The sequence below is a fragment of the Achromobacter sp. D7-1 genome, from assembly GCF_059760445.1.
The window spans coordinates 20,836-47,390 of sequence record NZ_JCBAMT010000054.1 but is presented as its reverse complement, the minus strand read 5'-3'; the positions used below and the strand labels follow the sequence as shown (position 1 = coordinate 47,390).

Annotated in this window: 24 protein-coding genes; 2 read left to right on the top strand and 22 right to left on the bottom strand. The window is 64.6% G+C overall.

Features of this window, described 5'->3' with window-relative positions; all coding sequences use genetic code 11:
- Positions 1-46: 46 nt before the first annotated feature.
- From AC6LKD_RS21425 to ndk, 15 genes are all read right to left on the bottom strand, one after another.
- The gene (locus AC6LKD_RS21425) at positions 47-1,342 is read right to left on the bottom strand and encodes an adenylosuccinate synthase (protein ID WP_013392835.1); all 1,296 of its coding nucleotides are present in this window, start codon (positions 1,340-1,342) and stop codon (positions 47-49) included.
- Between the two features lie 77 nt (positions 1,343-1,419).
- Entirely contained in the window at positions 1,420-2,577 is a 1,158-nt protein-coding gene (locus AC6LKD_RS21420) for an ATP phosphoribosyltransferase regulatory subunit (protein WP_088139594.1), read from the bottom strand.
- A 265-nt stretch (positions 2,578-2,842) separates the two neighbouring features.
- A complete protein-coding gene (gene hflC / locus AC6LKD_RS21415; protein ID WP_013392833.1) occupies positions 2,843-3,745 on the bottom strand; it encodes a protease modulator HflC in 903 nt (300 codons plus the stop codon).
- 18 nt (positions 3,746-3,763) lie between these two features.
- Complete coding sequence (gene hflK / locus AC6LKD_RS21410; protein ID WP_207471239.1) at positions 3,764-5,065, bottom strand: FtsH protease activity modulator HflK; 1,302 nt, start codon at positions 5,063-5,065, stop codon at positions 3,764-3,766.
- Positions 5,031-6,137 (bottom strand): GTPase HflX, encoded by a 1,107-nt coding sequence (gene hflX / locus AC6LKD_RS21405; protein ID WP_498117385.1) that lies wholly within the window; start codon positions 6,135-6,137, stop codon positions 5,031-5,033. Before hflX ends, hflK begins: the two co-directional genes overlap by 35 nt.
- An 84-nt stretch (positions 6,138-6,221) precedes the next feature.
- Complete coding sequence (gene hfq, locus AC6LKD_RS21400; protein ID WP_006218585.1) at positions 6,222-6,458, bottom strand: RNA chaperone Hfq; 237 nt, start codon at positions 6,456-6,458, stop codon at positions 6,222-6,224.
- 156 nt (positions 6,459-6,614) lie between these two features.
- On the bottom strand, positions 6,615-7,688 hold the full coding sequence (gene hisC, locus AC6LKD_RS21395) for a histidinol-phosphate transaminase (protein ID WP_498117384.1): 1,074 nt from the start codon (positions 7,686-7,688) through the stop codon (positions 6,615-6,617).
- Positions 7,689-7,691: 3 nt separating this feature from the next.
- Positions 7,692-9,044 (bottom strand): ribosome biogenesis GTPase Der, encoded by a 1,353-nt coding sequence (gene der / locus AC6LKD_RS21390; RefSeq protein ID WP_013392829.1) that lies wholly within the window; start codon positions 9,042-9,044, stop codon positions 7,692-7,694.
- Positions 9,045-9,069: 25 nt separating this feature from the next.
- Positions 9,070-10,227 (bottom strand): outer membrane protein assembly factor BamB, encoded by a 1,158-nt coding sequence (gene bamB, locus AC6LKD_RS21385; protein WP_492276759.1) that lies wholly within the window; start codon positions 10,225-10,227, stop codon positions 9,070-9,072.
- 5 nt (positions 10,228-10,232) lie between these two features.
- Positions 10,233-10,871 (bottom strand): YfgM family protein, encoded by a 639-nt coding sequence (locus tag AC6LKD_RS21380; protein WP_013392827.1) that lies wholly within the window; start codon positions 10,869-10,871, stop codon positions 10,233-10,235.
- 3 nt (positions 10,872-10,874) lie between these two features.
- Entirely contained in the window at positions 10,875-12,161 is a 1,287-nt protein-coding gene (hisS, locus tag AC6LKD_RS21375; RefSeq protein WP_085947857.1) for a histidine--tRNA ligase, read from the bottom strand.
- A gap of 54 nt (positions 12,162-12,215) precedes the next feature.
- Positions 12,216-13,502: a flavodoxin-dependent (E)-4-hydroxy-3-methylbut-2-enyl-diphosphate synthase gene (ispG, locus tag AC6LKD_RS21370; protein WP_013392825.1), complete on the bottom strand. Its 1,287-nt coding sequence runs from the start codon at positions 13,500-13,502 to the stop codon at positions 12,216-12,218.
- A gap of 16 nt (positions 13,503-13,518) precedes the next feature.
- Positions 13,519-14,013 carry a helix-turn-helix domain-containing protein gene (locus AC6LKD_RS21365; RefSeq protein WP_498117383.1) on the bottom strand — a complete coding sequence of 165 codons (495 nt, stop codon included), beginning with the start codon at positions 14,011-14,013 and terminating at the stop codon, positions 13,519-13,521.
- A complete protein-coding gene (gene rlmN, locus AC6LKD_RS21360; protein ID WP_013392823.1) occupies positions 14,010-15,164 on the bottom strand; it encodes a dual-specificity RNA methyltransferase RlmN in 1,155 nt (384 codons plus the stop codon). The genes AC6LKD_RS21365 and rlmN overlap by 4 nt, the downstream gene beginning before the upstream one ends.
- Positions 15,165-15,208: 44 nt before the next feature.
- Complete coding sequence (gene ndk / locus AC6LKD_RS21355) at positions 15,209-15,634, bottom strand: nucleoside-diphosphate kinase (RefSeq protein WP_006393972.1); 426 nt, start codon at positions 15,632-15,634, stop codon at positions 15,209-15,211.
- Positions 15,635-15,975: 341 nt separating this feature from the next.
- Here ndk and AC6LKD_RS21350 point away from each other — a divergent pair, with 341 nt between their 5' ends.
- Positions 15,976-18,870, top strand: a complete 2,895-nt coding sequence (locus tag AC6LKD_RS21350) for a valine--tRNA ligase (RefSeq protein ID WP_498117382.1) — start codon at positions 15,976-15,978, stop codon at positions 18,868-18,870.
- A 119-nt stretch (positions 18,871-18,989) separates the two neighbouring features.
- Here AC6LKD_RS21350 and trmD read toward each other — a convergent pair whose 3' ends face one another.
- From trmD to rpsP, 3 genes are all read right to left on the bottom strand, one after another.
- A complete protein-coding gene (trmD, locus tag AC6LKD_RS21345) occupies positions 18,990-19,814 on the bottom strand; it encodes a tRNA (guanosine(37)-N1)-methyltransferase TrmD (RefSeq protein ID WP_013392821.1) in 825 nt (274 codons plus the stop codon).
- Positions 19,814-20,431, bottom strand: a complete 618-nt coding sequence (gene rimM, locus AC6LKD_RS21340; protein WP_013392820.1) for a ribosome maturation factor RimM — start codon at positions 20,429-20,431, stop codon at positions 19,814-19,816. The genes trmD and rimM overlap by 1 nt, the downstream gene beginning before the upstream one ends.
- Positions 20,432-20,519: 88 nt before the next feature.
- Positions 20,520-20,780, bottom strand: a complete 261-nt coding sequence (gene rpsP, locus AC6LKD_RS21335; RefSeq protein WP_013392819.1) for a 30S ribosomal protein S16 — start codon at positions 20,778-20,780, stop codon at positions 20,520-20,522.
- A 424-nt stretch (positions 20,781-21,204) separates the two neighbouring features.
- On the opposite strand from rpsP, the gene AC6LKD_RS21330 reads away from it, so the two are divergent.
- Entirely contained in the window at positions 21,205-21,786 is a 582-nt protein-coding gene (locus AC6LKD_RS21330) for a hypothetical protein (protein WP_013392818.1), read from the top strand.
- A gap of 75 nt (positions 21,787-21,861) precedes the next feature.
- Here the strand turns inward: AC6LKD_RS21330 and AC6LKD_RS21325 are convergent, their stop codons facing one another.
- The 4 genes from AC6LKD_RS21325 to AC6LKD_RS21310 form a co-directional block, all read right to left on the bottom strand.
- On the bottom strand, positions 21,862-22,131 hold the full coding sequence (locus AC6LKD_RS21325; RefSeq protein ID WP_013392817.1) for a sulfurtransferase TusA family protein: 270 nt from the start codon (positions 22,129-22,131) through the stop codon (positions 21,862-21,864).
- On the bottom strand, positions 22,131-24,755 hold the full coding sequence (gene alaS, locus AC6LKD_RS21320; protein ID WP_498117381.1) for an alanine--tRNA ligase: 2,625 nt from the start codon (positions 24,753-24,755) through the stop codon (positions 22,131-22,133). Before alaS ends, AC6LKD_RS21325 begins: the two co-directional genes overlap by 1 nt.
- Before the next feature lie 81 nt (positions 24,756-24,836).
- Positions 24,837-25,883: a type II secretion system protein gene (locus AC6LKD_RS21315; RefSeq protein ID WP_498117380.1), complete on the bottom strand. Its 1,047-nt coding sequence runs from the start codon at positions 25,881-25,883 to the stop codon at positions 24,837-24,839.
- A gap of 17 nt (positions 25,884-25,900) precedes the next feature.
- Positions 25,901-26,521, bottom strand: a complete 621-nt coding sequence (locus AC6LKD_RS21310) for a type 4 pilus major pilin (protein ID WP_013392814.1) — start codon at positions 26,519-26,521, stop codon at positions 25,901-25,903.
- Between the last annotated feature and the right edge of the window lie 34 nt (positions 26,522-26,555).

The following is a 26,555-nucleotide window of genomic DNA, read 5'->3' as shown; positions in this document are numbered from 1 at the left end:
CCGCCGGTATGAGACCGGCGGCGGCCTTGCGAATAATAACCCGATGTCAGCCCTTCAGGGGATGACGCAGCACAATGGTTTCGTTGCGGTCGGGACCGGTCGACACCAGATCTATCGGGACGCCGCAGACTTCGGCCACGCGCTCCAGGTAGCGACGGGCCGCCTCGGGCAGCTTGTCGTACTCGGTGATGCCGACGGTGGATTCGCTCCAGCCCGGCAGTTCTTCCAGCACCGGTTGCGCCTGCGCCACGGCATGCGCGCCGTAAGGCAGCACATCGCGGAACTCGCCGTTGACGCGGTAGCCGACGCCCAGCTGGATGGTTTCCAGGCCGTCCAGCACGTCCAGCTTGGTGATGCACAGGCCGGTGATGCCGTTCAGGCGGACCGAGCGCTTGAGCGCCGCGCCGTCGAACCAGCCGCAACGACGCGGACGGCCCGTAACGGAACCGAATTCCTTGCCGATCGTGGCCAGGCGGGTACCGATCTCATCGACCAGTTCCGTGGGGAACGGACCCGAACCGACGCGGGTCGTGTAGGCCTTGGTGATACCCAGGACGTAATCCAGCTGCTGCGGACCGACGCCTGCGCCGGCCGAGGCCGCGCCAGCAACGCAGTTGCTGCTGGTGACGAAGGGATAGGTGCCGTGGTCCACGTCCAGCAAAGCGCCCTGCGCGCCTTCGAACAGCAGGCGCTTGCCTTCCTGTTGCATGGCGTACAGATTGCTCGACACGTCCTTGACCATCGGGGCGATGGCCGGAGCCAGCGCCATGGCCTGGTCGCGCACTTCATTGGCGGAAACCGCCTCGGCGCCCAGGTACTTGGTCAGCACGAAGTTGTGGTAATCCAGCACCTCGGCGAGCTTTTCGTCGAACAGCGCGGGATTGAACAGGTCCTGCACGCGCAGCGCGCGGCGGGCGACCTTGTCTTCGTACGCAGGGCCGATGCCGCGACCGGTCGTGCCGATCTTGCCGTCGCCCTTGCGCGCTTCGCGCGCCTTGTCGATGGCAACGTGGTACGGCAGGATCAGCGGGCAGATTTCGGAAATCTGCAGGCGCGAACGCACGTCCAGACCGGCGGCCTCAAGCTCTTCGATTTCCTTGAGCAGGGCTTCGGGGGACAGCACGACGCCGTTGCCGATGAAGCAGGTGACGCCGGGATGCATGATGCCCGACGGGATCAGGCGAAGAATCGTCTTCTTGCCGTTGATCCACAGCGTATGGCCGGCATTGTGACCGCCTTGGAAGCGGACCACGCCCTGGACGGATTCCGCCAGCCAGTCGACGATCTTGCCCTTGCCCTCGTCACCCCACTGGGTGCCGATTACGACTACGTTCTTGCTCATGTTACGAATCAATATCGAGTTTCTCGGGAAATCCGGAAATCTCCCCGCGGGCCCTCTCGTTGCCGAGAGGGAGTTAGTCACAGCGTTCTGACCGTCCAGGCGCCATCCTGCAGCGCCAGCTCGCGATCGCAAACGAATTCGTCCTGATCCTGCTCGTGACCGGGCAATACCTGAACGACAATTTCCCCCGACCGGCGCAGGCGGCGCACCGCCTCGGTCAGGGCGGGGGCTTGCCCCCAAGGCGCGCGAACCGCACGCGCCCTTTCCGCCGGCGGCAAACCCGCCGCCAGCTTGCGTAAATCAAGACTGAAGCCGGTGGCGGGACGGGCCCGGCCAAACGCACGGCTGACATCGTCATAACGGCCGCCGCTGACCAGCGCATCGCGCCAGCCTTCGGCATACAGCGCGAACTTCACGCCGGAATGGTAGCCATAGCCACCCACGTCGGCCAAGTCCACGCCGAAAGCCACATTGGGCATGGCGTCCACCACCAACTGCAGCGCGTCCAGAGCCGCCACCACGCCCGGCAACAAGGGCAGTTCGCGGCGCGCTTCCTTCAGCACTTCCGGCCCGCCGTACAGCTTGGGCAGCAATTGCAGGGCCTTCAGGGTCTCTGCACGCAGGCCGGGAGCCCGCTCAGCCAATTCGCCCAACCCCGGGACGTCCTTCTCGCGCATCAGCAGGATGACGTCCTGCGACAGGGCCGCGGCCGCCGGATCGGATTCAAGGAGCGCGCGCAGCACGCCCGGATGGCACAGATCCAGACGCGGGTTGCGCACGCCGGCGATCGCCACCGTTTCCAGCACCAGCTGGATGATCTCCAGGTCGGCCTCGAAGCCGGCATGGCCGTAGATCTCGGCGCCGATCTGCAGCAACTCGCGGCTGGACAGCAGGTCCGCCGGGCGGGCATGCAGTACGTTGCCGCAATAGCACAGACGGGTAACGCCGGCGCGGTTCAACAAGTGCGCGTCGATGCGCGTGACCTGAGGAGTCATGTCGGCGCGCACGCCCAGCGTGCGACCAGACAGTTGGTCGACCAGCTTACAGGTGCGCAGATCCAGATCGCTGCCGGTGCCGGACAGCAATGAATCAATGTATTCGACCAGGGGCGGCGCGACCAGCTCGAAACCGTAAGTGCGATACAGATCGAGAAGTTCGCGGCGCAATTCCTCGATGCGCCGGGCCTCTGCCGGAAGTACGTCGGCAAGGCTCTCGGGCAGCAACCAGTTACCCATGAATGTTTACCTGAATAACGCCAAATGATGCGTGGGCGTCGCCCAAACGAAAAAGCGGCTGAGGGGGCGTAAGCCCGCTCAGCCGCTGCGGAATGTTTTCTAGCTTACGGGGTATTGTACATGGTTCAGCGGCGAGCGCCACCCGGACCTGCCCTGGGTAGGCAACCGTCCCTTATTGCACAACGACGAGCCAACCGCCCCAACCGCCAGCAAAAAGCCCCTTGGAAATCCAAGGGGCTTTTCGTTCCGCGTTACCGCAGCCGCATCACTTGGCCGGCACGGTGACCGGCGCCAGCGCGTCGCCGGTGGGATCCTTCATGAACTGGAAGAAGCTGGAGCTAGGGTCAACGACCAGCACGTCACCCGGCTTCGAGAACGAAGCGCGGTAGGCTTCCAGGCTCTTGTAGTACGTGTAGAACTGCGGGTTCTTGCCATAGGCCTGCGAATAGATCGCAGCAGCCGCAGCGTCGCCCTCGCCCATGATGCCCTGGGCCTTGGCGTAGGCCTGGGCCACGATCACTTCACGCTGGCGGTCGGCTTCGGCGCGGATCTTTTCGCCTTCGGCGGCACCGATGGAACGCAGCTCGTTGGCGACGCGCGTACGCTCCGCTTCCATGCGGCGATACACCGATTCCGAAATCTCCGGCGCGAACTCGATGCGGCGCAGGCGCACATCGACGATCTGCACGCCCAAGGGCTCGGCGCGCTTGGCGACGTTGGTCAGGATCTCGGCCATGATCTTGTCGCGTTCGGTCGAAACCACGTCGCGCACCGTACGCACGTTGACCGAGGCGTTCAGTGCGTCGCGGATCAGCGCCTGCAGGCGCTCCTGCGCCACGCGCTCATTGCCGCCGGTGGACACGTAGTACTGGCGCGGATCCGCAATGCGCCACTTGACGTACGAATCGATCAGCAGGTTCTTCTTTTCGGAAGTCTGGATGCGTTCGGCTTCGTTGGTTTCGATGGTCAGAATGCGCTTGTCGAGCGTCACGACATTCTGGAACGGAGGCGGCGCCTTGAAGTAAAGGCCGGGTTCGTTGATGGTCTTGCGCACTTCACCCAGCGAGAACACCAGGGCGTAGTCGCGCTCGCGCACGACGAAGACGCAGGAAGAAAGGGCGGCCAGCACGATGAGCAGGCCGACCAGGATAGGCATGAGACGTTGCATGATCAGGACTCCTCCGGGTTAGCGCGACGTACGGTCGCGGGGCAGCGTGTTGCTATTGCTGCTGCCGGAAGACTGAGGCACCGGCGCGGCGCTGCCGCGCGCCGGCGACTGGGCGGGCGGGCTGGCGAGCGTGGGCGAACCCGAACCGGCGACACCGGACTTGCTGGCGTCCTGAGCGGCCAGATGCATGATCTTGTCGAGGGGCAGATACAACATGTTGTTGTTGCTCTTGGTGTCGACCATGACCTTGCTGGCGCGCGTGAAGATCTCCTGCATGCTTTCCAGATACATGCGCTGGCGCATGACCGCCGGCGACTTCTCGTATTCACCGAGGATGCTGGTGAAGCGCGAGGTATTACCCTGGGCATCGCCGACGACCTTGGCCTTGTAGCCTTCAGCCTGTTCGGTCATGCGGGACGCCTGGCCACTGGCCAGCGGCACGACCTGGTTGGCGTAGGCCTGGCCTTCGTTGATCTGGCGCTCGCGGTCCTGGCCTGCCTTGACGGCGTCGTCGAACGCGGCCTGCACCTGTTCGGGCGGCTGCACGTTCTGGATGGCGACGGTGCTGACCTGCACGCCGGTCTGGTAGCGGTCCAGAATCTGCTGCATCAGGGTCTGCACCTGCGTGGCGACCGTGGTGCGGCCCTCGTAGAGCACGAAGTCCATCGACTGCTTGCCCACGACTTCACGCATGGCCGTCTCCGACGCCTGCCGGACCGATTCATCGGGGTCGCGCGTCATGAAGAGGTAGTCGGGCGCGCCGTCGGCACGCAGGCGGTACTGGACGACGAACTGCATATCGACGATGTTCTCGTCCGTCGTGAGCATCAGCGCTTCGGGCAAGACCTTGTTGCGCGCGCCGCCGCGGAAGCCGACCTCGAACGTACGCAGCTGCGACACGTTGACCATTTCGTGGCTCTGGATGGGATACGGCATGCGCCATTGGAAACCGGCTTGCGACGTCGACTTGTACTTGCCGAACTGTGTCACAACCGCGACCTGGCCTTCTTGCACGATGTAGAAACCGCTGGCCAGCCAGATGCCGGCCGCGACCAGGGCGATCACCCCCAGGCCGATGCGCGCACCACGCGGCGATGGCGGCGTCATGCCGCCACGGTTGCCAGGGCGGTTATTGCCGCCCCCGCCCTTGCGCCCGAACAGCGATCCGATGCGATTGTTGAAATCGCGCCAGACCTCGTCCAGGTCGGGAGGGCCGTCTCCGCTGCCTTGAGGCCGCTTGGGCGGCGGCTCGGAGCCATTGTTGTTCCCACGACCCCAGCCGGGGTCATTCAGATTGAAGAGTTTGATAATTCGCGGCATTGTTTCCCACAATCTGTCCGGTTTCCGCAATTGCCCCGCGCAACGCATCCAAACCGGCGCGCTCGGTGGCGCTTACAAATACTCGCGCAATCGTACCATGTGCATCGCGTTCCACCCTTGGCTCCAGTCCGGCCAGATCTATCTTGTTGTAGACCAGAATGGTGGGAATCGAGGCCGCGCCGATTTCGGCCAGGACCTTGTTCACCTCGAAAATCTGCTCGTCGCGCTGCGGGCTGGCGGCATCGACCACATGCAGCAGCAGATCGGCGTGCACGGTTTCTTCCAGGGTGGCGCGGAATGCCGCGATCAGGCCGTGAGGCAGGTCGCGGATGAATCCGACCGTGTCGGACACCACCACCGAACCCGCCCCTTCGATCCAGATGCGGCGCGTGGTCGTATCCAGGGTGGCGAACAGCTGGTCAGCGGCGTAGCTGTCGGCGCGCGTCAGGGCATTGAACAAGGTGGACTTGCCGGCGTTGGTGTAGCCGACCAGCGACACCGACAACGCGCCGCCACGGGCGCGCGCCCGACGCTGGGTCACGCGCTGGCGTTCGACCCGGTCCAGCCGCTCCCGCAGTACCTTGACCTTGGCGCCGATGATGCGTCGGTCCATTTCGAGCTGGGCCTCACCTGGCCCACGCATGCCGATACCGCCGCGCTGCCGTTCCAGGTGGCTCCACATGCGGGTCAGGCGTGTGGCCAGATGCTGCAGTTGCGCCAGTTCGACCTGGAGCTTGCCTTCGTGGCTCTTCGCGCGCAGCGCGAAGATGTCGAGGATGAGGGCAACCCGGTCCACCACGCGCAGATTGAACGCGCGTTCCAGGTTGCGTTGCTGGGCGGGGGACAGCGGCTGGTCGAAAAGGACGATGTCGGCCAGCAAGGCCTGGGCCATCCCCACGCCCTCATCGGCCTTGCCTGAACCGATAAAGAATTTGGCGTCGGGCCGGTCGCGCCGAGCCGTCAAGGTGCCGACGACTTCCGCGCCAGCGCCCTTGGCCAGCATGGCGAATTCCTCGGCATGGGCCGCGAAGTCCGGATCTCCCAGATCCACGCTGATAATCAGAGCGCGCATACATGCACCATATTGGAGCCAAAGCGAAAATGCCCGCCGACGAGTACCGTCCGGCGGGCAATAAAAGGTAAAGCTGGAGCGAGATTACTCAGCAGGGACTTCCACCTGAAAATTCACGGCACGCGCGGGAACGACGGTCGAAATGGCATGCTTGTAGACCATTTGCGTGACCGTATTGCGCAGCAGCACCACGTACTGGTCGAAGGATTCGATTTGCCCTTGAAGCTTGATGCCGTTCACCAGGTAGATCGACACGGGCACATGGTCCTTGCGCAGCGTGTTCAGGAACGGATCTTGCAGAGTTTGCCCTTTATTGCTCATTGGCCAGGCTCCATTTGTTTGTTATTGAGTGGTGGCGTACTTCTGTACTGGTGGCATACGCCGAAACTTGTACTCTACAGGGTTTTCCCGGCCCGTGCTACTTGGCCGGGAAGCAAAAGTGACACCAGAGTTTTCCGATTGGAAAGCTGCCGCCGCTCAAGCCTGCAAGACCTCCGCAAGCGCCTTCAGCAGCAGTTCGCACTGCTCGTCGGTGCCCACGGTAATGCGCAAAAACTGGTCGATGCGTTCCTGGCGGAAATGGCGCACGATGATGCTGCGTTCGCGCAAGGCGGCAGCCAGATCCGCAGCGTCCTTGGAGGGGTGCCGTGCGAACACGAAATTCGCGGCCGAAGGCAGCACCTCGAAGCCCAGCGATTCCAGAGCCGCCGTCATCCGCGACCGGGTTTCGATCACGGCCTGGCGCGTTTGCTCAAAGTACTCCACGTCTTCCATGGCCGCCACCGCGCCCGCCGATGCGAGGCGATCGATGGGATAGGAGTTGAAACTGTTCTTTACACGCTCAAGTCCATCGATGAGCTCGGCGCTGCCCACTGCGAAACCGACGCGCAAGCCTGCCAGCGAACGCGACTTGGACAGCGTTTGCACGACCAGCAGATTGTCGTAGCGGTCCACCAAAGGAATGACGGACTCTCCGCCAAAATCCACATAGGCCTCATCCACCACGACGACCGCGTCGGGGTTGCCGGCGACGATGCGTTCGACTTCCGCCACGCCGAGGGCGCGGCCGGTGGGGGCATTGGGATTCGGGAAGATGATGGCGCCTGCCTGCCCATTGCGGCCTGGCAGATAGTCCTCGACGTCGATCCGGAAGTCGGACGTCAGCGGCACCGTTTCGTACTGGATGCCGTACAGGCCGCAGTAGACCGGATAGAAGCTGTAGGTGATGTCCGGAAAGCGCAACGGACGCTCATGCTTCAACAACGCCAGGAACACATGCGCCAGCACCTCGTCGGAGCCGTTGCCCACGAAGACCTGGCCGGGCTGCACGCCGACCGTGCCGGCGATGGTCTGCCGCAGACGGTCGGACGCAGGGTCCGGATAGAGCTTCAGCGTGTCATCGCAGGCCGAGCGGATCGCGTCGAGCACCCTGGGCGACGGGCCGTAGGGATGCTCGTTGGTGTTCAACTTGACCAGATTCTGAAGCTTGGGCTGCTCGCCCGGCACATACGGACTGAGCGTCCCGACCACGGGACTCCAGAAGCGGCTCATGGATCAGTTTTCCTGCGCGTAGGGGTTGTGCGAAGACTTGAATTCGATGCGCAGCGGCGTGCCGGCCAGGTCGAACGCATTGCGGAAGCGCGTTTCCAGATAGCGGCGGTAGGAATCCGGAATAGCGTCCAGCGCGTTGCCGTGGATGACGACCAGCGGCGGGTTCTGCCCGCCCTGGTGCGCATAGCGCATCTTCGGACGGAATATGCCCTTGCGGGGCGGCTGCTGCTGCTCGACCGCGGTCTGCAGCTCGCGCGTCAGCTTGGGCGTGGACAGCTTGGCGAACGCCGCAGCATGCGCCGCGTTGATGGACTTGAGCAGGGGCTTCACGCCCTGCCCGCGCAGGGCCGAAATGGTATGCATGCGCGCGAAAGACAGGAAACGCAGCTTGCGCTGGAACTCGCGTTCGATGCGTTCCTTGGCTTCGCCGTCCAGGCCATCCCACTTGTTGATGGCCACGACCACGGCGCGCCCCGTTTCCAGCACGAAGCCGGCAATGTGGGCGTCCTGCTCGGAGATTTCGGTTTGCGCGTCCAGCATCAGCAGCACGACGTTGCTGGCCTCGATGGCCTGCAGCGTCTTGATGACGGAGAACTTTTCGACCGCCTCGAACACCTTGCCGCGCTTGCGCAGGCCTGCGGTGTCGATCAGCGTATAGCGACGGCCATCGCGCTCGAAGTCGATTTCGATGGCGTCGCGGGTCGTGCCCGGCATGTCGAACGCGATCACGCGCTCTTCGCCCATCAAGGTGTTGATGAGCGTGGACTTGCCCACGTTGGGACGGCCGACGATGGCCAGCTTGATGCGGTGGTCGTGCTCGCCCTCTTCGGGCGACTCTTCTTCCGCGGGCGGCTCGGCCAGGTCCTGCAGGGCCAGTTCGATCAGGTCGACGATACCGTCGCCGTGCGCAGCCGAGATGGGATAGGGCTGGCCCAATCCGAGTTCATGGAATTCGGAGATGGCCGAGCCGGCGCCCATGCCTTCCGCCTTGTTCACCGCCAGCAGCACGCGCTGCTGGCCGGATTTGCGCAGCAGCTGGGCGATTTCGTGGTCATGGGCATTGATGCCCGCGCGGGCATCCACCAGGAACACCACGACGTCGGCCTCGGCGATGGCTTGCCGGGTCTGGCGAGCCATCTCCAGCAGGATGCCGTCCTTGGCGACGGGTTCGAAACCACCGGTATCGATGACGATGAAGGGGATCTCGCCTACCCTGCCCTCGCCGTAATGGCGATCGCGGGTCAGGCCGGAATAATCGGCCACCAGCGCGGCGCGCGATCGCGTCAGGCGGTTGAATAGGGTCGACTTCCCAACGTTGGGACGGCCGACCAGGGCGACGACAGGCTTGAAAGACACGGTGTAAGGCTTTGTTCTATAGGTTTTAGTTGGCGCCGATCAGGACGAGGTTGCCATTGCCCGTCTGGATCAGCACTCCCTGGGAAGTGGTCTGCGGCGGCGAAATCACCGGGCCTCCACCTACCGACAGGCGGGCCATCAGGCTGCCGTCGCTGCGCGACAGGAAATGCACATAGCCATCCAGGTCGCCCACTGCCAGCGCGCCACCCAGCATAGCCGGAGCGGTGACCTGGCGGTTCTTCAGCGCTGCCTGCTTCCAGACATTGCCGCCATTATCCAGCGCAAACGCGTTGACCACGCTGTTCTGGTCCGCCGCATAGGCGAAACGCTCGTCCAGCGACAGGCCGCTGACGCTGGAGAAATCCTTGGCCCACAGCGGACGGCCGCCGGCCGTGACGTCGAAGCAAACGATACGTCCCTGATAGGCCACGCCGCAAAGCAGGTTGCCCGCGATACGAGGGGCGCCGACCACGTCGGTCAGGCGCTCCAGGTCGCTGGCGCCGCGCGGCGTCGCCACGGTGCCTTCCCATTGCACGTTACCACTGTTGGACGCGATGGCCATCAACTTGCCGCCCGGCAGGCCGGTAATGACCAGGCCTTCGGCCAGGACCATCTGCGACACGCTGCGCAGGGCCAGCGAGGGACCCGGGCGCTGCACGTTCCAGACGCGTTCGCCGCTGTTGGCGTCGAAGGCCTGGATGCGGTAGTCGCCGCTGCGAACCACGACGATGCCATAGCCCACCACGGGCGGGATGGTCACGTCGCTGGTGGCGCGGACTTTCCACTTCACCTTGCCGGTGTCGTCGAAGGCGATGACGTCGCCGTTGGGCGAGGCCACGGCGGTGGTGGTGCCATCGCTGCCGGCGCCGGCGGACAACTTGCCGTCGACGCTGGCCTTCCAGATGGCGCGGCCGCTTTGCAGGTCGAACTTGCCGACCGAACCGTCAGGCGTGGCGGCATAGATGGCGTCGCCCAGCACGGTGGGCGCAAAGCCCAGTCCCGAGCCGCTGCCGACCGACACGCTCCAGACCTGGCGCACGGACATGCCGGCCTTGTATTCGGTCAGGGGCGCGGGATCGTAGCGGCCGTCATCATGGGAAAACATGCCGCATCCGCCCAGGGCGAGCAAGCCCGCCAGGCAAACGGCGCCACGCCACGTACGACCAGGTGCAAATTTACGCATTACAGTCACGCTCCGCTCAGGGCATCCAGTTTCAGTTGCACAACCTGGGTCAGGGGATTGGCCGTACCCAGGCCATCAATGGCGCTTTGCCACGCAGCGCGCGCTTCTTCGCGCTTGCCTTGCGCGGCGAGAATGTCGCCGCGGCGATCCGCGAACAAGGCGGCGAAGGCTGCCGGCGGATTGTTCAGCTGCGCCAAGGCGGCATCGTATTGCTTCTGGTCCAGCATCATGCCAGCCAGGCGCAAACGCGCCACGGCCTGCATGGACGGGTTCTTGCCCTGGGCGGCCAGCCATTCCAGCTGCTCGCGGGCGCCTGCGTCATCCTTCTGGGCCTGCAGCGCCTGGGCTGCCACCAGGGCGCCGCGCGTGGCGTAGCCGGTGGACGGATATTGCTCGCGCAGCGTGGCTGCGGCGGTCTTGATGCGCACCGAGGAATCGGCGCCGCCCAGGCGGGCCGCGTCTTCCAGCGCTTCGAAGTAACCCATGGCCTGGTTGGCGCGGTGCGATTGATAGGCCTTCCAGCCCCACCAGCCGCCCCAGGCCAGCGCAACCGCCGCCACCAGCGTGACCACCAGCGTGCCGTAACGCGCCCACCACGCCTTGATAGCGTCGAGTTTTTCCTGTTCTTCCAGATCGTATGCCATGCATTAACCCTTGTTATTCAATACGTCGGCCAATCCCGCCAACGGGACTTGCTGTTGGGCCGTTTCGCCCTGCGCGTCGGCGCGCAGGAACTTCACGCTGGCCGTCTGCGCGGCCACTTCATCGGCGCCAAGAATAACCGCAACCCGGGCGCCGCTGGCGTCGGCGCGCTTGAATTGCGACTTGAAGCCTGCCGAACCCGCATGCACGACGACCGACAGGCCGGCATCGCGCAGGTCTTCGCCAACCCGGGCGGCCAGGCGTTGCGCCTCTTCGCCCTGGTGCACGACATAGACGTCGCACTCGGCTTGCTGTTCGACCTGCACGCTCTGCTCCCAGAGATCCAGCAGGCGCTCCATGCCGATCGCGAAGCCCACCGCGGGTGCGGACTTGCCACCCAGCAGTTCGATCAGGCCGTCGTAACGGCCGCCGCCGCACACGGTACCCTGGGCGCCGAGGCGGTCGGTGACCCACTCGAACACGGTCAGGTTGTAGTAGTCCAGCCCGCGCACCAGGCGCGGATTCAGGCGGTACTCGATACCGGCGTCGGTCAGGCGCTGGCACATGCCATCGAAGTGCGCGCGCGATTCCTCGCCCAGGAAGTCGAACAGGCGCGGCGCGCTGTCAGCCATTTCCTGCATGGCGGGGTTCTTGGTGTCCAGGACGCGCAAGGGATTGCTGTACATGCGGCGCTGGCCATCTTCGTCCAGGATGTCGCGGTGCTTTTCCAGGTGCTCGATCAGCGCAGCGCGGTGGGCGGCGCGTTCGGCCGGCTGGCCCAGCGAATTCAGCTCCAGGCGCACATCGGTCAGACCCAGCAACTTCCACAGGCGCGCCAGCATGACGATGAGCTCGGCGTCCACGTCGGGACCGGCGAAGCCCAGGGCCTCGACGTCGATCTGATGGAACTGGCGATAGCGGCCGCGTTGCGGACGCTCGCGGCGGAACACGGGACCGATGGAATAGACGCGCTGCGGGCGGTCGTAGAGCAGATTGTGTTCGATGGACGCGCGCACGATGCCAGCCGTCATTTCAGGACGCATGGTCAGCAGTTCTTCGTCGGGCCCGTCGGCGAAGGTGTACATCTCTTTTTCGACGATGTCGGTGACTTCGCCGATGCCGCGCGCGAACAGGCGCGTATGCTCAAGCACGGGCGTACGCACATTGCGATAGCCGTAGCCGCGCAGCCAGCCGCGCACGATTTCCTCGAATTGCTCCCAGCGGGCGCTCGCCCCCGGCAACAGATCATTCATGCCGCGTATCGCGGCGACTTTCTGGAAAGCTTGAGTCATCTTGATCATGCCGCATCGCGCGCCGGCAAGCGCGCTAGCGACCACACCCTTACTTTAATGAGAGGCAGGCGCGCCATAGCGGCGCGCAACGTAGTCTTCAACGATGGCCTGGAACTCTTCGGCGATATGGTCGCCCTTGAGCGTGACCGTGCGTTCGCCGTCCACGAACACCGGCGCGGCGGGTACCTCGCCGGTGCCCGGCAGGCTGATGCCGATATCGGCATGACGGCTTTCGCCCGGCCCGTTGACCACACAGCCCATGACCGCGACGTTCATGCTTTCGACGCCGGGATACTGGGCGCGCCAGAGCGGCATCTGGCGGCGCAGGTAGGTCTGGATGCTATCGGCCAGTTCCTGGAAGAACGTGCTGCTGGTACGGCCGCAGCCCGGGCAGGCGACGACCATGGGCGTGAAGGCGCGCAAACCCATGGTCTGCAGGATTTCCTGCGCCACGATGGCCTCGCGGCTGCGGTCGCCGCCAGGTTCGGGCGTGAGCGAAATACGGATGGTGTCGCCAATGCCTTGCTGCATCAGCACGGCCAGCGCGGCGGTGGAAGCCACGATGCCCTTGCTGCCCATGCCGGCTTCGGTCAGGCCCAAGTGCAGCGGGTAGTCACAGCGCGCGGACAGGTCGCGATACACGGCGATCAGGTCCTGCACGTGGCTGACCTTGCAGGACAGGATGATGGCGTCGCGCCGCAGGCCAAGTTCTTCGGCGCGCTGCGCATTGCTGATGGCGGACACGACCAGCGCGTCGCGCATCACGGCCTGCGCTTCCCAGGGCTGGGCGCGCAGTTTGTTCTCGTCCATCTTGCGGGCCATCAGCTCGTGGTCCAGGCTGCCCCAGTTCACGCCGATGCGCACAGGCTTGTCGTAGCGGCAGGCCACTTCGATCATCTGCGCGAAATTGTCGTCGCGCCGCTTGCCCCCGCCCATGTTGCCCGGGTTGATCCGGTACTTGGACAGCGCTTGCGCGCAATCCGGAAACTGCGTCAGCAGCTTGTGGCCGTTGTAGTGGAAGTCTCCGACCAGCGGCACGTTCACGCCCATGCGGTCGAGTTGTTCACGGATGGCGATGACTTCGCGCGCGGCTTCCGGGGTATTCACGGTGATGCGCACGAGCTCGGAGCCGGCCTGAGCCAGCTCCTTGACCTGAATCGCGGTGGCGATGGCGTCCGCCGTGTCGGTGTTGGTCATGGACTGGACCACGACCGGAGCGTCGCCGCCGATCTTCACGACGCGATCACCCCACTTCACCGCCACCGAACGCGTGGCGCGGCGCTCAGCCGCCCCCACGGAGGGAGGCGGGGCATCCTGGCAAGGCAGAGAAGATTCTTGCATCGGTGGAACCGGGTTGTTACTTGGTCGACTTCGGCAGCCAGTCGGACGGCAGCCAGTGCTGCGGCAACCAGCCTTGCCAGAAGGCATACGCCACGCCGGCGGCCAGCACCAGCACGATGGCGATGAGCCAGCCCAAGGAGGTCGACGACGAGCGCTCGTCGTCGGCGCCGGACTGGGGAATGGAGTGCGCCGAATGCAGGGCGCCCGGGCTGAGCTTCACCGGACCGGTGACGCGCGCCTTGGGATCCAGCGAATCGACGATGGCCTGCGAATCCGCGCCCAACAGGCGCGCGTAGTTGCGTACCAGGCCTCGCAGCGAAACGCCGGTGGGCAGGTTTGCCCATTGCTCGTTTTCGAGGGCTTCGATCTGCTTCGTGGAAAACTTGATGCGGCTGGACACTTCGTCGAGCGACCAGCCCTTGGACTGGCGCAGCGCGCGCAATGCCGAGCCGATGCCACCCACAGCGCCTGCGGGCGTTTCTGAAACTGCAGAAGCGAAATCCTGCGTCATGCGTGCACCTGTTTAATTGGTATGGTCTGGCGCTGTGCGGCGTTCCGCTCGGTGATCCGGGTACGGTCGCGCACTTCTCCGGCCAGTTGGCCACAGGCCGCATCGATATCGTCGCCCCGGGTCTTGCGCACGGTGGTGATGATGCCGGCGTCCATCAGACGCTGGGCAAACACCTTCACCCGCGCCGAGTTCGAGCGCTTCAGGCCGGACTCGGGAAAGGGGTTGAACGGAATCAGATTGAGCTTGCAGCGCAGCTGGCGTGCAATTTGGATCAGTTCCTTGGCGTGCTGGTCGGTGTCATTGATGCCGTCCAGCATGCAGTATTCGAAAGTAATGAAGTCGCGCGGGGCGAACGCCAGATAGCGTTCGCAAGCAGCCAGCAGCTCCTTCAGCGGGTACTTCTTGTTCAGCGGCACCAGCTCGTCGCGCAGCGCATCGTTCGGTGCGTGCAGCGAAACGGCCAGCGCCACGGGACAGTCCTGCGACAGCCGGTCCATCATGGGGACCACGCCGGAGGTGGATACGGTGACGCGGCGGCGCGACAAGCCGTAGGCGTTGTCGTCCAGCATCAGGCGCAACGCAGGCAGAACCTGGTCGTAGTTGAGCAGGGGTTCGCCCATGCCCATCATGACCACGTTGCTGATGACGCGGGTGTCTTCGGTAGCGCGGGCACTTTCCAGGCGGGCGGTGCCGATGTCGGCCTCCAGCACGCGCTTGGCCCACCACAGTTGGCCGATGATCTCGCTGGTCTTCAGGTTGCGGTTGAAGCCTTGGTGCCCGGTCGAGCAGAAGCGGCAGTTCACCACGCATCCGGCCTGGCTGGAAATGCATAGCGTGCCGCGGTCGTCCTCGGGAATGAAGACGGTCTCGATGGCATTGCCCTGCCCCACATCGAACAGCCACTTGCGGGTGCCGTCGGTCGAGCGCTGCTCGATGTTGACGGGCAAAGCCTCGATGCGGCAATGCTGCGCAAGCTGGCCGCGAAAATCGCGGGCCAGGTCGGTCATGGCGTCGAACGAATCGGCGCCGCGCTGGTGCATCCAGCGCTGCAACTGGCGAGCCCGAAACGGCTTGCCGCCCCACTTTCCGACCAGTTCGGACAGGGCGGAGCCGTCTAGCCCCAGCAGATTGATTCGTTCGACGGTTTCCATGACCTGGGTAACACTAAAAAGCTAGAACAGAAGTTCCGCGAAAATCAACGGCTGTGGATGTTGATTTCGGGGAAGAAGAAAGCGACTTCGACAGCGGCCGTTTCCGGAGCGTCCGAGCCGTGCACGGCGTTGGCGTCGATGCTGTCGGCGAAGTCGGCGCGGATGGTGCCGGGAGCAGCCTTCTTGGGGTCCGTGGCGCCCATCAGGTCGCGGTTCTTCAGGATGGCGTCTTCGCCTTCCAGGACTTGCACGAACACGGGACCCGAGATCATGAAGTCGACCAGGTCCTTGAAGAAGGGGCGTTCCTTGTGCACGGCGTAGAAACGCTCGGCGTCGGCGCGCGACAGCTGGGCCAGGCGGGCAGCGATGACCTTCAGGCCAGCTTGCTCGAAACGGCCGACGATCTGGCCGATGACGTTCTTGGCGACGGCGTCGGGCTTGATGATCGAGAGGGTGCGTTGAATGGACATAAGAACTCCGAAAACTGATTTCTGACTTGGTTTCTGATGAATTGCCTGGCGTGGCTCTGCGCTTGTCGGTGTCACCCTTGAAGCGTCATCGCGCTGTTGGCGCGCAGGAGGTCCGAAACGCATGCTTGTTTCGGGCCGTCCCGAACCACTAGGCCAAGGCAGGGATTCGACACTGCCTACCTGTTGGACTCGCCCGGAATCCTCAATGAATTCAGGGACTTCTAAAAGGTTTACAGTAACCCGGTATTCTAACACGCTGAGAAGACCGCATTACATCTTAAAATGTGCGGTTTGCCGCCCGCACCCTTAGCTCGGGCGCCCCTGTTTGCCGGAACCCTGCAATGACTCAAGCTGCCCCCCCGAACGCCGCGAATGCCGCGAGCGACGCCCAGGAACTCTCCAAGAGCTTCGAACCCTCCGCGCTGGAATCCCGCTGGTACGCCGAGTGGGACAAGCGCGGGTACTTCCAGGCAGGGCAACATGTAAAAACGGGGACCGAAAGCCAGCCCTACGTCATCCAGTTCCCGCCTCCTAACGTGACGGGCACCCTGCACATGGGCCATGCCTTCAACCAGACCATCATGGACGGCCTGGTGCGCTACCGCCGGATGCTCGGCGACGACACCGTATTCATTCCCGGCACCGACCACGCCGGCATCGCCACGCAGATCGTGGTTGAGAGACAACTGGACGCCCAGAAGGTTTCCCGCCACGACCTGGGCCGCGAAAAATTCGTGGAAAAGGTGTGGGAGTGGAAGGAAAAATCCGGCAATGCCATTACCGAGCAGGTCCGCCGCCTGGGCGCCTCGGCCGATTGGCCGCGCGAATATTTCACCATGGACGAGCGCATGTCGCGCGGCGTGGTGGAAACTTTTGTGCGCCTGCATAAACAGGGACTGATCTACCGAGGCAAGCGCCTGGTCAACTGGGATCCGAAGCTGCTGACGGCAGTGTCCGACCTGGAAGTGGTGTCCGAGGAAACCGACGGCCACATGTGGCACATCCTCTACCCCTTCGTCGACGGCCCGCAAACCATCGTCGACAAGGACGGCCAGACCGTCACGCTGCGCGGCCTGACCATCGCGACCACCCGCCCGGAAACCATGCTGGCCGACGGCGCCCTGTGCGTCCACCCCGAAGACCCGCGCTACAAGCACCTGGTCGGCAAGGAAGTGGAACTGCCGCTGTGCGACCGCAACATCCCCATCATTGCGGACGATTTCGTCGACCCCGAATTCGGCACGGGCTGCGTGAAGATCACCGGCGCCCACGACTTCAACGACTACGCCTGCGCGATGCGCCACGATCTGCCCCTGATCGTGATCTTCACGCTGGACGCCCATGTCAACGAGAACGGCCCCAAGCAATTCCAGGGCATGGAACGCTACCAGGCGCGCAAGGCCGTGGTGGCGCAGCTGGAGGTCGAAGGCTATCTGGTCAAGGTCGAGCCGCACAAGATGATGCAGCCCAAGGGCGACCGCACCGGCGTCGTGCTGGAGCCGATGCTGACGGACCAATGGTTCGTGGCGATGAGCAAGCCCGCTCCCGAAGGCACGCTGAACCCGGGCAAGAGCATTACCGAGGTTGCGCTGGAAGTGGTGGCCGACGGCCGCATCCAGTTCTACCCGGACAACTGGACCACCATCTACAACCAGTGGCTCAACAACATCCAGGACTGGTGCATTTCGCGTCAGCTCTGGTGGGGCCACCAGATTCCCGCCTGGTACTCCGAGGACGGCCAGATCTTCGTGGCGCACGACGAAGCCGAAGCCAATGCCCAGGCCCGCGCGGCCGGCGTGACCGGCGAGCTCAAGCGCGACCCGGACGTGCTGGATACCTGGTTCTCGTCGGGCCTGGTGCCTTTCACCACGCTAGGCTGGCCGGAAAACACCCCCGACCTGCAGCGCTACCTGCCGTCCAGCGTGCTGGTCACGGGTTTTGACATCATCTTCTTCTGGGTCGCCCGCATGGTGATGCTGACCACCCACTTGACCGGCCACATCCCGTTCAAGCACGTCTACGTGCACGGCCTGATCCGCGATGCCGACGGCCAGAAGATGAGCAAGTCCAAGGGCAACACGCTGGATCCGGTCGACCTGATCGACGGCATCGACCTGGACGGCCTGGTGGCCAAGCGCACCTACGGCCTGATGAATCCGAAACAGGCGGGCGCCATCGAGAAAGCCACGCGCCGCCAGTACCCGGACGGCATCCCCGCCTTCGGCACCGACGCGCTGCGCTTCACGATGGCCGCCTACGCCACGCTGGGCCGCAACATCAACTTCGACCTGAAGCGCTGCGAAGGCTACCGCAACTTCTGCAACAAGCTGTGGAACGCCACGCGCTTCGTGCTGATGAACACCGAAGGCCACGACCTGACCGGCCCGGAAACCGGCGAAACGTCCTTCGTGGACCGCTGGATCGTCAGCCAACTGCAGGCGCTGGAGGCCGACGTGGCGCGCGGCTTTGCCGACTACCGCTTCGACAACATCGCCAATTCGCTCTACCGCTACGTGTGGGACGAGTACTGCGACTGGTACCTGGAACTGGCCAAGGTGCAGATCCAGACCGGCACGCCGGCCCAGCAGCTGGGTACGCGCCGCACGCTGATCCGCGTGCTGGAAGGCGTGCTGCGCCTGGCGCACCCGATCATTCCGTTCATTACGGAAGAACTCTGGCAAAAGGTGTCGGTGGTGGCCGGCAAGCGCAAGGAAGGCGTCGCCGACAGCGTCAGCGTCCAACCCTACCCGCAGGCCAACCCCGCCGCGGTCGACACCGCCGCCGAAGCCGATGTCGCCGAGCTCAAGGCCCAGGTCGAAGCCGTGCGCGCGCTGCGCGGCGAGATGAACCTGTCGCCCGCGCAGAAGGTGCCGCTGTGCGCCCAGGGCGATGCGCCCATCCTCACCCGCAACGCGCCGTACCTGGCCGCGCTGGCCAAGCTGAGCCAGGTCGAGGTGCTCGACACCCTGCCCGACGCCGGAGCGCCGGTCCAGGTCGTGGGCAACAGCCGCCTGATGCTGCACGTCGAAATCGACGTGGCGGCGGAACGCGTGCGGCTGGACAAGGAAATCGCGCGCCTGGAAGGCGAAATCGCCAAGGCCAACGGCAAGCTGTCGAACGCCAGCTTTGTCGAGCGCGCGCCGGCTGCCGTGGTCGAGCAGGAAAAGGCGCGCATGGCGCAGTTCGGCGAGACGCTGCAGAAGGTGCGCGAACAGCGCGTCAAGCTGGGCAACTAAGCCCCATCGCTACGCTGGAAGCAAAAACCCCGGAATTTTGTTCCGGGGTTTTTGTTTGCCTGCCGCGGCAAGACATGCGCGGCGCAAGGATCGCCGGCAAACGTGCAGTCGAAGAAGTTTCAGGAGGCCTTGGGCAGCTTGGGCCGAGATGGCCGCCGCCGCTTGACCGGCTCCGGCAGCGGAGTACCCGCCAACTCGGCCAGAAAGCGCTCGTCGGCCAGGGTCAACACCCCTTTTGCGCGAGCAGCCTCGATCAGTTCGGGACGCCGGGCAACGGTCAGCTCCAACGAACGCTCGCGCCGCCAACGGGCGATGTTCGCGTGATGCCCGCTAAGCAGAGGCGCCGGCACGGGCTCGCCTTGGTAGACCTCGGGGCGCGTGTAGTGCGGACTATCCAGCAGGCCGGACAACGCGTCGTTGAAGGAATCCTGCAGCGCGGATTCGCCGTCGTTGAGCACGCCGGGCAACAGGCGCACCGCGGCGTCGATCACGGCGAGCGCGGCAATTTCCCCGCCCGACAACACGAAGTCGCCCAGCGAGATTTCCTGCGTGACGCAGCGCGCAATGAAACGCTGATCCACGCCTTCGTAGCGGCCGCAAATGAGGATCAGACCCTCGCTTGCCGCCAGGGATTCGGCGCCCGCCTGATCGTAGCGCCGGCCGACCGGAGCCAGCAGCGCAACAGGGGCGCGGCCCAGGCCAAGCGCTGCGCGCGCGTCCTGGGCGGCATTGACGGCGGCTTCCAGAGGCCCCGCCATCATCACCATTCCGGGGCCGCCGCCGTAGGGGCGGTCGTCCACGGTGCGGTGCACGTCGTGCGTGAAATCACGAGGATTCCAGGCATGCAGGGACCACCGGCCCTGGGCATGCGCCCGGCCGGTGACACCCAGGTCCCGCACTACCCCGAACATTTCGGGAAAGAGCGTAACGACGTCTATACGCATCAAATATCCGCCGGCCAGTCGCTGTCTATGCGGCGAGCTGACAAATCGACGGCGTGTATGTGCGCGCGCACGAACGGAACAAGCATTTCGGCGGGCCGGCCTTTGGCGTTCAGGATGGGCTCGGGGCCTTCAGCCCCCACCCGTTGGCGCAAGACCCTCAGAACGGCATGAGCGCCGTTGTCGAGGACCTCGTCGACCACGCCCAGCAGCGCAGGTTCGCCAGTGGCGCTGGTGTACAACGCACAACCGATGAGATCGACCCAGTAGTATTCGTCTTCCTCGGGCGCGGGAAAGGATCCCCGCGGCGCCTGCACGGAACAACCGCGCAGGGCTTCGGCCTGATCGCGGTCCGCAATGCCAGCCAGCTGAGCCACCACGGTGGCTCCTTGCGAACGGGCTTGCACGACCTTGTATGCGACAGGCGCAGACGCGACAACGCCCCGCGCCAGTTCAGGCACAGGGCGAGTCAACCACCATTGAGATGCTGAGAGCAGCACTTCGGCATTGGCCGAATGTGGCTGCACCTTGACCCAGCCTTTCACACCGTAGGCTGCACTGATGCGGCCCAGCTCGATCAAATCCGTCGGCGCCGCGTTGGAGGTTGCGGCATCAGGCATGTATCGTGCTCTTGGTAACTATGAAGCAGCTATGAATGGCAGCTTTTAAGCGCAGTAAAGCTCAGGGCTCGGTAAGCGACGCAGGCAATTAAGCCGCGGCGGAAACCTTGGCCGAGTACTCTTTGACCAGACGCTCGACAGCAGGCGACAGTTGGGCGCCGTTGCCGGTCCAGTGTTGCACGCGATCCAGCGCAATGCGCAGGTTTTCCGTGCCTTCGCTGGCTACGGGGTTGTAGAAACCCACGCGCTCGATGAAACGGCCGTCGCGACGGTTACGCGAATCGGTGGCCACCAGGTTGTAAAACGGACGCTTCTTGGACCCACCGCGGGCCAGGCGAATCACCACCATAGGTAATCCCTTGAATTAGTTGTGAAAAACGGGAAATTCTAGCACTTAAACAAGCCTGCTGGCAAATGGCAGTGCCGAATTGTGCGTAGCGGCGCGATTTGTATCCTAAAACACCACATCCAGGTATTCTACAAACACACGGGCCGGGGCCCGCGCCGCAGTGCCAAGTGTAGCCGCCCTGCCCCCCTCGTGCCTGTCTTAGTGCGTCAGAACTCAGTGCGTGTGAAGAAATAGCCCGATTGAGGAGATCGGTTTTATGTCGACCTACGCAAGACCCCGCGCTTCGATCCCCCCTGCCGCCTGTCCACGGCGCCGCCACCGCACCTGCTTCAAGCCATCCCCTTAATGGCGGCCCACCTGCCGCCTGTCTCTGCTTTTTCCAGCGGTTTTCCCCCAACTTCCTCTAACCGGAGGGTGCACCACCATGAAGAATCAGAAATCAGTCTTCACCCCTGTTGCGCGCCTGGCCCTGGCGGGCCTGCTGGCGGGCGCTTTGGCCATGCCGCTTGCAGCTTCGGCCCGTGTCATGGGAGCAGCCCTGACGACCGCCTCCGGCAAGGTCACCGCTGTGGACCCGGCCACCCGGACCATCACGCTGCAGGGCGAAAACGGCAATAGCGTAGACATTCAGGCTGGCCCCGATATCCGCAACTTCCAGCAGATCAAGCCCGGCGACACGCTGACGCTCGACTACTACGAGTCGGTAGCGGTGGACGTGCGCCCGGCCGGATCTGGCATTCCGGAGGTCAAGACCGAAACCGCGGCAACCCGCAGCGCCAAGGGAGCCATGCCTGGCGGCGCTGCCGGACGCCAGACCACCATCACCGCCGAGATCTGGCACATCAACAAGAGCGCCAACCTGGTGACGCTGAAGGGTCCACAAGGCGGCATGCGTACCATCCAGGTCCAGGATCCGGCCCTGCAGGCACGCCTGCAGCAGTTGAAGGAAGGCGACCTGGTGGATTTCACCATTACCCGGGCAGTCGCGGCGGCCATCCGCAAGTAAGCAGGGGCTCCACCCATGCGAAAGGGCCCGCCTTGCGGCGGGCCCTTCTACGTGGCGTGTACTACCGGCAACCGGTCAGCGCCGCCGCAGGAAATGCACCCCGTGGCCATCAACCTCTTGTTGCGCCACCAGCACATTGCCGGTCTGGCGGGCGAACGCCTGGAAGTCGCGGATCGCATTGCGATCCGTGGTGATGACCCGCAGCACCTCACCGCTGGCCATCTGCGCCAACGCCTTCTTGGCGCGCAGGATAGGCAAGGGGCAGGTCAGGCCGCTGGCATCGACTTCGTGCTCGAAGGACGGCGCCTGCGCGCCGCCATCAAGGCTGGTATCCGCCCCGCTCATCACAGACGCTCGTCCACCCATTTCTGCACGCTGGCGATCGCCGCGGGCAAGGCTGCCAAGTCCGTGCCACCGCCCATGGCCATATCGGGACGGCCGCCGCCCTTGCCGCCCACCTGGGCCGCGACGAAGCCGACCAGATCGCCCGCCTTGACGCGGCCGGTCAGGTCGGCGGTGACGCCACCCACCACGCTGATCTTGCCATCGGCCGAACCCGTGGCCAGCAGCACGACAGCAGGCTTCAGGCGGTCTTTCAGGTTGTCGACCATGCCGCGCAATGCCTTGGGATCCACGTCGCCGATGCTGGCGGCCAGGACCTTGATGCCCTTGACCTCGACCGCGGCGCTGGTCGCCAGATCATTGCCAGCGCTGGCGGCAAGCTTGTTGCGCGACTGTTCCAGATCCTTCTCGAGACTCTTGACCTGTTCCTGCACCTGCGCGATACGCGCCGGCAGGTCCGCGGGCGTGCTGCGCAGCATGCCCGCAACCTGGGTCAGCAAGGCGTTCTGGTTCTGCACCCAGGCCAGCGCGTTATCGCCAGTGATGGCCTCGATGCGACGCACGCCAGCGGCCACGCCGCCTTCGGACACGATCTTGAACAGGCCGATGTCGCCCGTGCGGCTGACGTGGGTTCCGCCGCAGAGTTCGCGCGAGAAGCCGATGTCGAGCACGCGGACCGTGTCGCCGTATTTTTCGCCGAACAGCGCCATGGCGCCGCCCTTGACGGCATCGTCGTAGGCCATGACCTGCGCCACGGTGGGCTGGTTGGCCAGGATCTCGGCGTTGACGATGGCTTCGACGCGAGCGATCTGCTCGGCGGTCAGCGGCGCATCCTGGGCGAAGTCGAAGCGGGTCTTGTCGGGATCCACCAGCGAGCCGCGCTGCTGCACGTGCGCGCCCAGCACCTGGCGCAGCGCCTTGTGCATGAGGTGAGTGGCCGAGTGGTTGCGCACGGTGCGGGCGCGGCGGACCGCGTCGACGCGTGCAAGCAAGGTATCGCCCACCGACAGCGTGCCGGACTCCAGCTCGCCGTGGTGGCCGAACACACCGGCCTGGATCTTCAGGGTATCGGCCACGGCGAAACGCACGCCGTCGGCTTCCAGCAGGCCGGTATCGCCGACCTGGCCGCCCGACTCCGCGTAGAACGGAGTCGCGTCCAGCACGACGACCGCGCTCTGGCCTGCCTTGACCTGCTGAACCTGCGTGCCGTCGACGTACAGGGCCGTGACCTTGACGCCATCCAGTTCGAGTTTTTCGTAGCCTTCGAAGCGCGTGTCAGCGCCTTCGTAGCTCAGGCCTTCGGCCATCTTGAACTTGCCGGCGGCGCGCGCCTGGTCGCGTTGGCGTTCCATGGCGACCTCGAAGCCGGCCATGTCCACGTCCACTTCACGTTCACGGCAGATGTCGGCGGTCAGGTCCACCGGGAAGCCGTAGGTGTCGTACAGCGTGAACAGGGTCATGCCGTCCAGTTGGCCGCCCTTGGGCACGTTGGCCAGGGCGGTGTCGAGGATGCGCATGCCGTGTTCCAGCGTTTCGCCGAAGCGCTCTTCTTCCTGCTTGAGCACCTGCGCGACGCGCTCGGCCGTGGCGGCCAGTTCCGGATAGGCCTCGCCCATTTCGGCGACCAGGTCGGGCACCAGGCGGTGGAAGAACGGCTTGGTCTGGCCCAGCTTGTAGCCGTGGCGCAGCGCGCGGCGGACGATGCGGCGCAGCACATAGCCGCGGCCTTCGTTGCTGGGGATCACGCCATCGACGATCAGGAACGAGCAGGCGCGGATGTGGTCGGCGATGACCTTGAGCGAGTTGTCTTCCAGGTTCTTGATGCCGGTTTCGCGCGCGGCGGCAGCGATCAGGTGCTGGAACAGATCGATTTCGTAGTTGGAATGCACGTCTTGCAGCACGGCGGCGATGCGTTCCAGACCCATGCCGGTATCGACACAGGGACGCGGCAGGCGCGGCATGTTGCCGGCGGCATCGCGTTCGAACTGCATGAACACCAGGTTCCAGATCTCGATGTAGCGGTCGCCGTCTTCCTCGGGCGATCCCGGGGGGCCACCCCAGATCTCGGGACCATGGTCATAGAAGATTTCCGAGCACGGGCCGCAAGGACCGGTGTCCGCCATCTGCCAGAAGTTGTCCGACGCGTAGCGCGCGCCCTTGTTGTCGCCGATGCGAATGATGCGCTCGGCCGGCACGCCGACTTCCTTGGCCCAGATGTCGTAGGCTTCGTCGTCTTCCTGGTAGACCGTGACCCAGAGCTTTTCGGCGGGCAGCTTGTAGACCTGGGTCAGCAATTCCCAGGCGTACTGGATGGCGTCGCGCTTGAAGTAGTCACCGAAGCTGAAGTTGCCCAGCATTTCGAAGAACGTATGGTGGCGGGCGGTATAGCCCACGTTCTCCAGGTCGTTGTGCTTGCCGCCGGCGCGCACGCTGCGCTGCGACGAGGTGGCACGCGTATAGGACCGCGATTCCTTGCCCGTAAAGACGTCCTTGAACTGGACCATGCCCGAATTGGTGAAGAGCAAAGTCGGATCGTTGCCCGGGACGAGCGACGACGAGGGAACAATGGTGTGTCCCTTGGACTTGAAGAATTGCAGAAACTGCTGGCGAATCTCGGAGGATTTCATCGTGGGCGAAGCAGAATTTAGGCGAATTTTTGATTATAGAGGGTTGGCGGGGATCCCAGGAAAAGAGGCCTTGCGGCAGACTCAGCGCACGCAGACGTAGCCTGTGGTCCAGCCTTCCGTCTCGGTCCATTTACCGCCCGCTGAAACAATCACGGCCTTGTAGCCGGCGGGGCATGAGCACTCGCCAGTCCGGGGATTCGCAGTGGACGTGCCGCTGTAATGGTAGCAACCCAATGGGCTGTTGACGCTGTATGCCCCGCCGAAGCCGCCGCTTGCGGGCCCCCAGGCCTGGGACTGGCATGTCAGCAGCTCTCCCTGCTCCGAGGTGGCCATGGCGCCGGTGGCGACACTGCATGGCTGTCCCACGCTGGCGCGCGCGCCGACTGTAAGATGCGAGCCCACCCGCGCCGAGGACGCGACGCTCAGTTCCCCCTGCAGCTGCGGATCGCGCGTATCCCGGATCCTGACGTAGCGGTCCAGATCAGGACCGCCAGCGTCCGCTCCCGCCCACAGGGCGAGCGTGCCCGGCGCGTAGGCCGCCCCTCCGGACGCCGCCGGATTGGCGAAACTGAACGCCGCGCCGCGCACCAGACCCGGCGACGCCGGCCACACCGCCCCGCCATAGCCGCCGGCCGCATCGATAAGGGCAGCGATGCCGGTCAAGTCAATGGATTGCGTCCCCGTTTTCAACAACGGCGTGGCGCTGTAGACCAGTCCATCCATCCGACAGCGTTCGCCCGGGCATGCCTGCGACCTGACGATCTGGATCTGCGCCGAAAAACCCATGGCGGACCGCTCGGGAAAATCGGCCGGCAGCAGCCCCAGGCCGCGCAATTCGCCCACGGTGGGCGCAAGCGGGTCCGCGAACAGTGGAACCCCCTGTTCGCTACGTGGCAAATCCCCCTTGGCAAGGATGGCGGAATGCCGAACCAACACCTCGGTTAGCGCCAGGCGGATCTGCGTCAACCATACGCCGGAGGCACGGGCTGCTGCGTCTTCGATCCGCTGCACCACCTGACCGGACGCCCAGATGGCCACCATGGCGCTCAAGGCCAACGTCACCGCCAGGCCCGGCAATGAGAACCCGCGCTGACGCAAAGCCGCGGCGGCACCCGATCGAGCCGTCATGCACCACAGCGGCGGGCTCATTTTGCGACGAATACGAAGGTGTTGACGTCGCCCGGGCTGCACTGCGCCTGGGCCAGGGCCGCCCGGTAAGGCACGCTGGGCGTCGCAAACGCGTCCTTCACAAGCCTGAGGCCGCCGCCCCCTCCACCGATCGAGATGGTCTCCGACATCCGTTGCAGCACCGAGGCCAACGATGGGCATGCCGCCTGGCTGACGTTGGTCAGCTTGATGGAGAACGCGGAACCCTGTCCCGCGCTGCCGAACGAGGCGGCAGCGACCTCGACCACCCCATTGCCTCCCACGCCGCTGCCGCCCAGGCCATGGGCGATGCGCGCCGCGCCCCCGGACCCATCGATGGCCAGCACGCTGGACTCCCGCAAGGCATTGGCCATGGCGCCGGTGTCCAGGCCGGCATACGGAGTGACCCCGCCCCCCTGCGCATTAGTCTTCATGCTGGCAATGAAACGCTGCAATTCCTCTCCCACCTTGGGCACCTTGTTCTCAACGACGTAGGCGCCGATGGCCGGAATGCCGACGATCGCAATCAACAGGACGATGGCGGTGACGATGGAGACCTCCATCAACGAAAAGCCGCGCTGCCGGCTGGCGCGGAACGGGATTGCGTGTACGTAGTGCATGGTTGCTTTCCTCGTGAAATGTAGCGCGAGGGCC

What these genes read in the sequence shown, in the direction of transcription:
- hflC (WP_013392833.1), bottom strand. Translation starts at nt 3,745, where the DNA reads ATGCAACGTCTCATGCCTATCCTGGTCGGCCTGCTCATCGTGCTGGCC.
- hisS (WP_085947857.1), bottom strand. Translation starts at nt 12,161, where the DNA reads ATGACTCAAGCTTTCCAGAAAGTCGCCGCGATACGCGGCATGAATGAT.
- AC6LKD_RS21350 (WP_498117382.1), top strand. Translation starts at nt 15,976, where the DNA reads ATGACTCAAGCTGCCCCCCCGAACGCCGCGAATGCCGCGAGCGACGCC.
- alaS (WP_498117381.1), bottom strand. Translation starts at nt 24,755, where the DNA reads ATGAAATCCTCCGAGATTCGCCAGCAGTTTCTGCAATTCTTCAAGTCC.
- hisC (WP_498117384.1), bottom strand. Translation starts at nt 7,688, where the DNA reads ATGAGCCGCTTCTGGAGTCCCGTGGTCGGGACGCTCAGTCCGTATGTG.
- AC6LKD_RS21315 (WP_498117380.1), bottom strand. Translation starts at nt 25,883, where the DNA reads ATGACGGCTCGATCGGGTGCCGCCGCGGCTTTGCGTCAGCGCGGGTTC.
- hflK (WP_207471239.1), bottom strand. Translation starts at nt 5,065, where the DNA reads ATGCCGCGAATTATCAAACTCTTCAATCTGAATGACCCCGGCTGGGGT.
- AC6LKD_RS21330 (WP_013392818.1), top strand. Translation starts at nt 21,205, where the DNA reads ATGAAGAATCAGAAATCAGTCTTCACCCCTGTTGCGCGCCTGGCCCTG.
- AC6LKD_RS21310 (WP_013392814.1), bottom strand. Translation starts at nt 26,521, where the DNA reads ATGCACTACGTACACGCAATCCCGTTCCGCGCCAGCCGGCAGCGCGGC.
- AC6LKD_RS21380 (WP_013392827.1), bottom strand. Translation starts at nt 10,871, where the DNA reads ATGGCATACGATCTGGAAGAACAGGAAAAACTCGACGCTATCAAGGCG.
- AC6LKD_RS21420 (WP_088139594.1), bottom strand. Translation starts at nt 2,577, where the DNA reads ATGGGTAACTGGTTGCTGCCCGAGAGCCTTGCCGACGTACTTCCGGCA.
- trmD (WP_013392821.1), bottom strand. Translation starts at nt 19,814, where the DNA reads ATGCGTATAGACGTCGTTACGCTCTTTCCCGAAATGTTCGGGGTAGTG.
- rlmN (WP_013392823.1), bottom strand. Translation starts at nt 15,164, where the DNA reads ATGGAAACCGTCGAACGAATCAATCTGCTGGGGCTAGACGGCTCCGCC.
- rimM (WP_013392820.1), bottom strand. Translation starts at nt 20,431, where the DNA reads ATGCCTGATGCCGCAACCTCCAACGCGGCGCCGACGGATTTGATCGAG.
- rpsP (WP_013392819.1), bottom strand. Translation starts at nt 20,780, where the DNA reads ATGGTGGTGATTCGCCTGGCCCGCGGTGGGTCCAAGAAGCGTCCGTTT.
- hfq (WP_006218585.1), bottom strand. Translation starts at nt 6,458, where the DNA reads ATGAGCAATAAAGGGCAAACTCTGCAAGATCCGTTCCTGAACACGCTG.
- AC6LKD_RS21425 (WP_013392835.1), bottom strand. Translation starts at nt 1,342, where the DNA reads ATGAGCAAGAACGTAGTCGTAATCGGCACCCAGTGGGGTGACGAGGGC.
- ispG (WP_013392825.1), bottom strand. Translation starts at nt 13,502, where the DNA reads ATGCAAGAATCTTCTCTGCCTTGCCAGGATGCCCCGCCTCCCTCCGTG.
- AC6LKD_RS21325 (WP_013392817.1), bottom strand. Translation starts at nt 22,131, where the DNA reads ATGAGCGGGGCGGATACCAGCCTTGATGGCGGCGCGCAGGCGCCGTCC.
- bamB (WP_492276759.1), bottom strand. Translation starts at nt 10,227, where the DNA reads ATGCGTAAATTTGCACCTGGTCGTACGTGGCGTGGCGCCGTTTGCCTG.
- AC6LKD_RS21365 (WP_498117383.1), bottom strand. Translation starts at nt 14,013, where the DNA reads ATGACGCAGGATTTCGCTTCTGCAGTTTCAGAAACGCCCGCAGGCGCT.
- ndk (WP_006393972.1), bottom strand. Translation starts at nt 15,634, where the DNA reads ATGTCCATTCAACGCACCCTCTCGATCATCAAGCCCGACGCCGTCGCC.
- hflX (WP_498117385.1), bottom strand. Translation starts at nt 6,137, where the DNA reads ATGCGCGCTCTGATTATCAGCGTGGATCTGGGAGATCCGGACTTCGCG.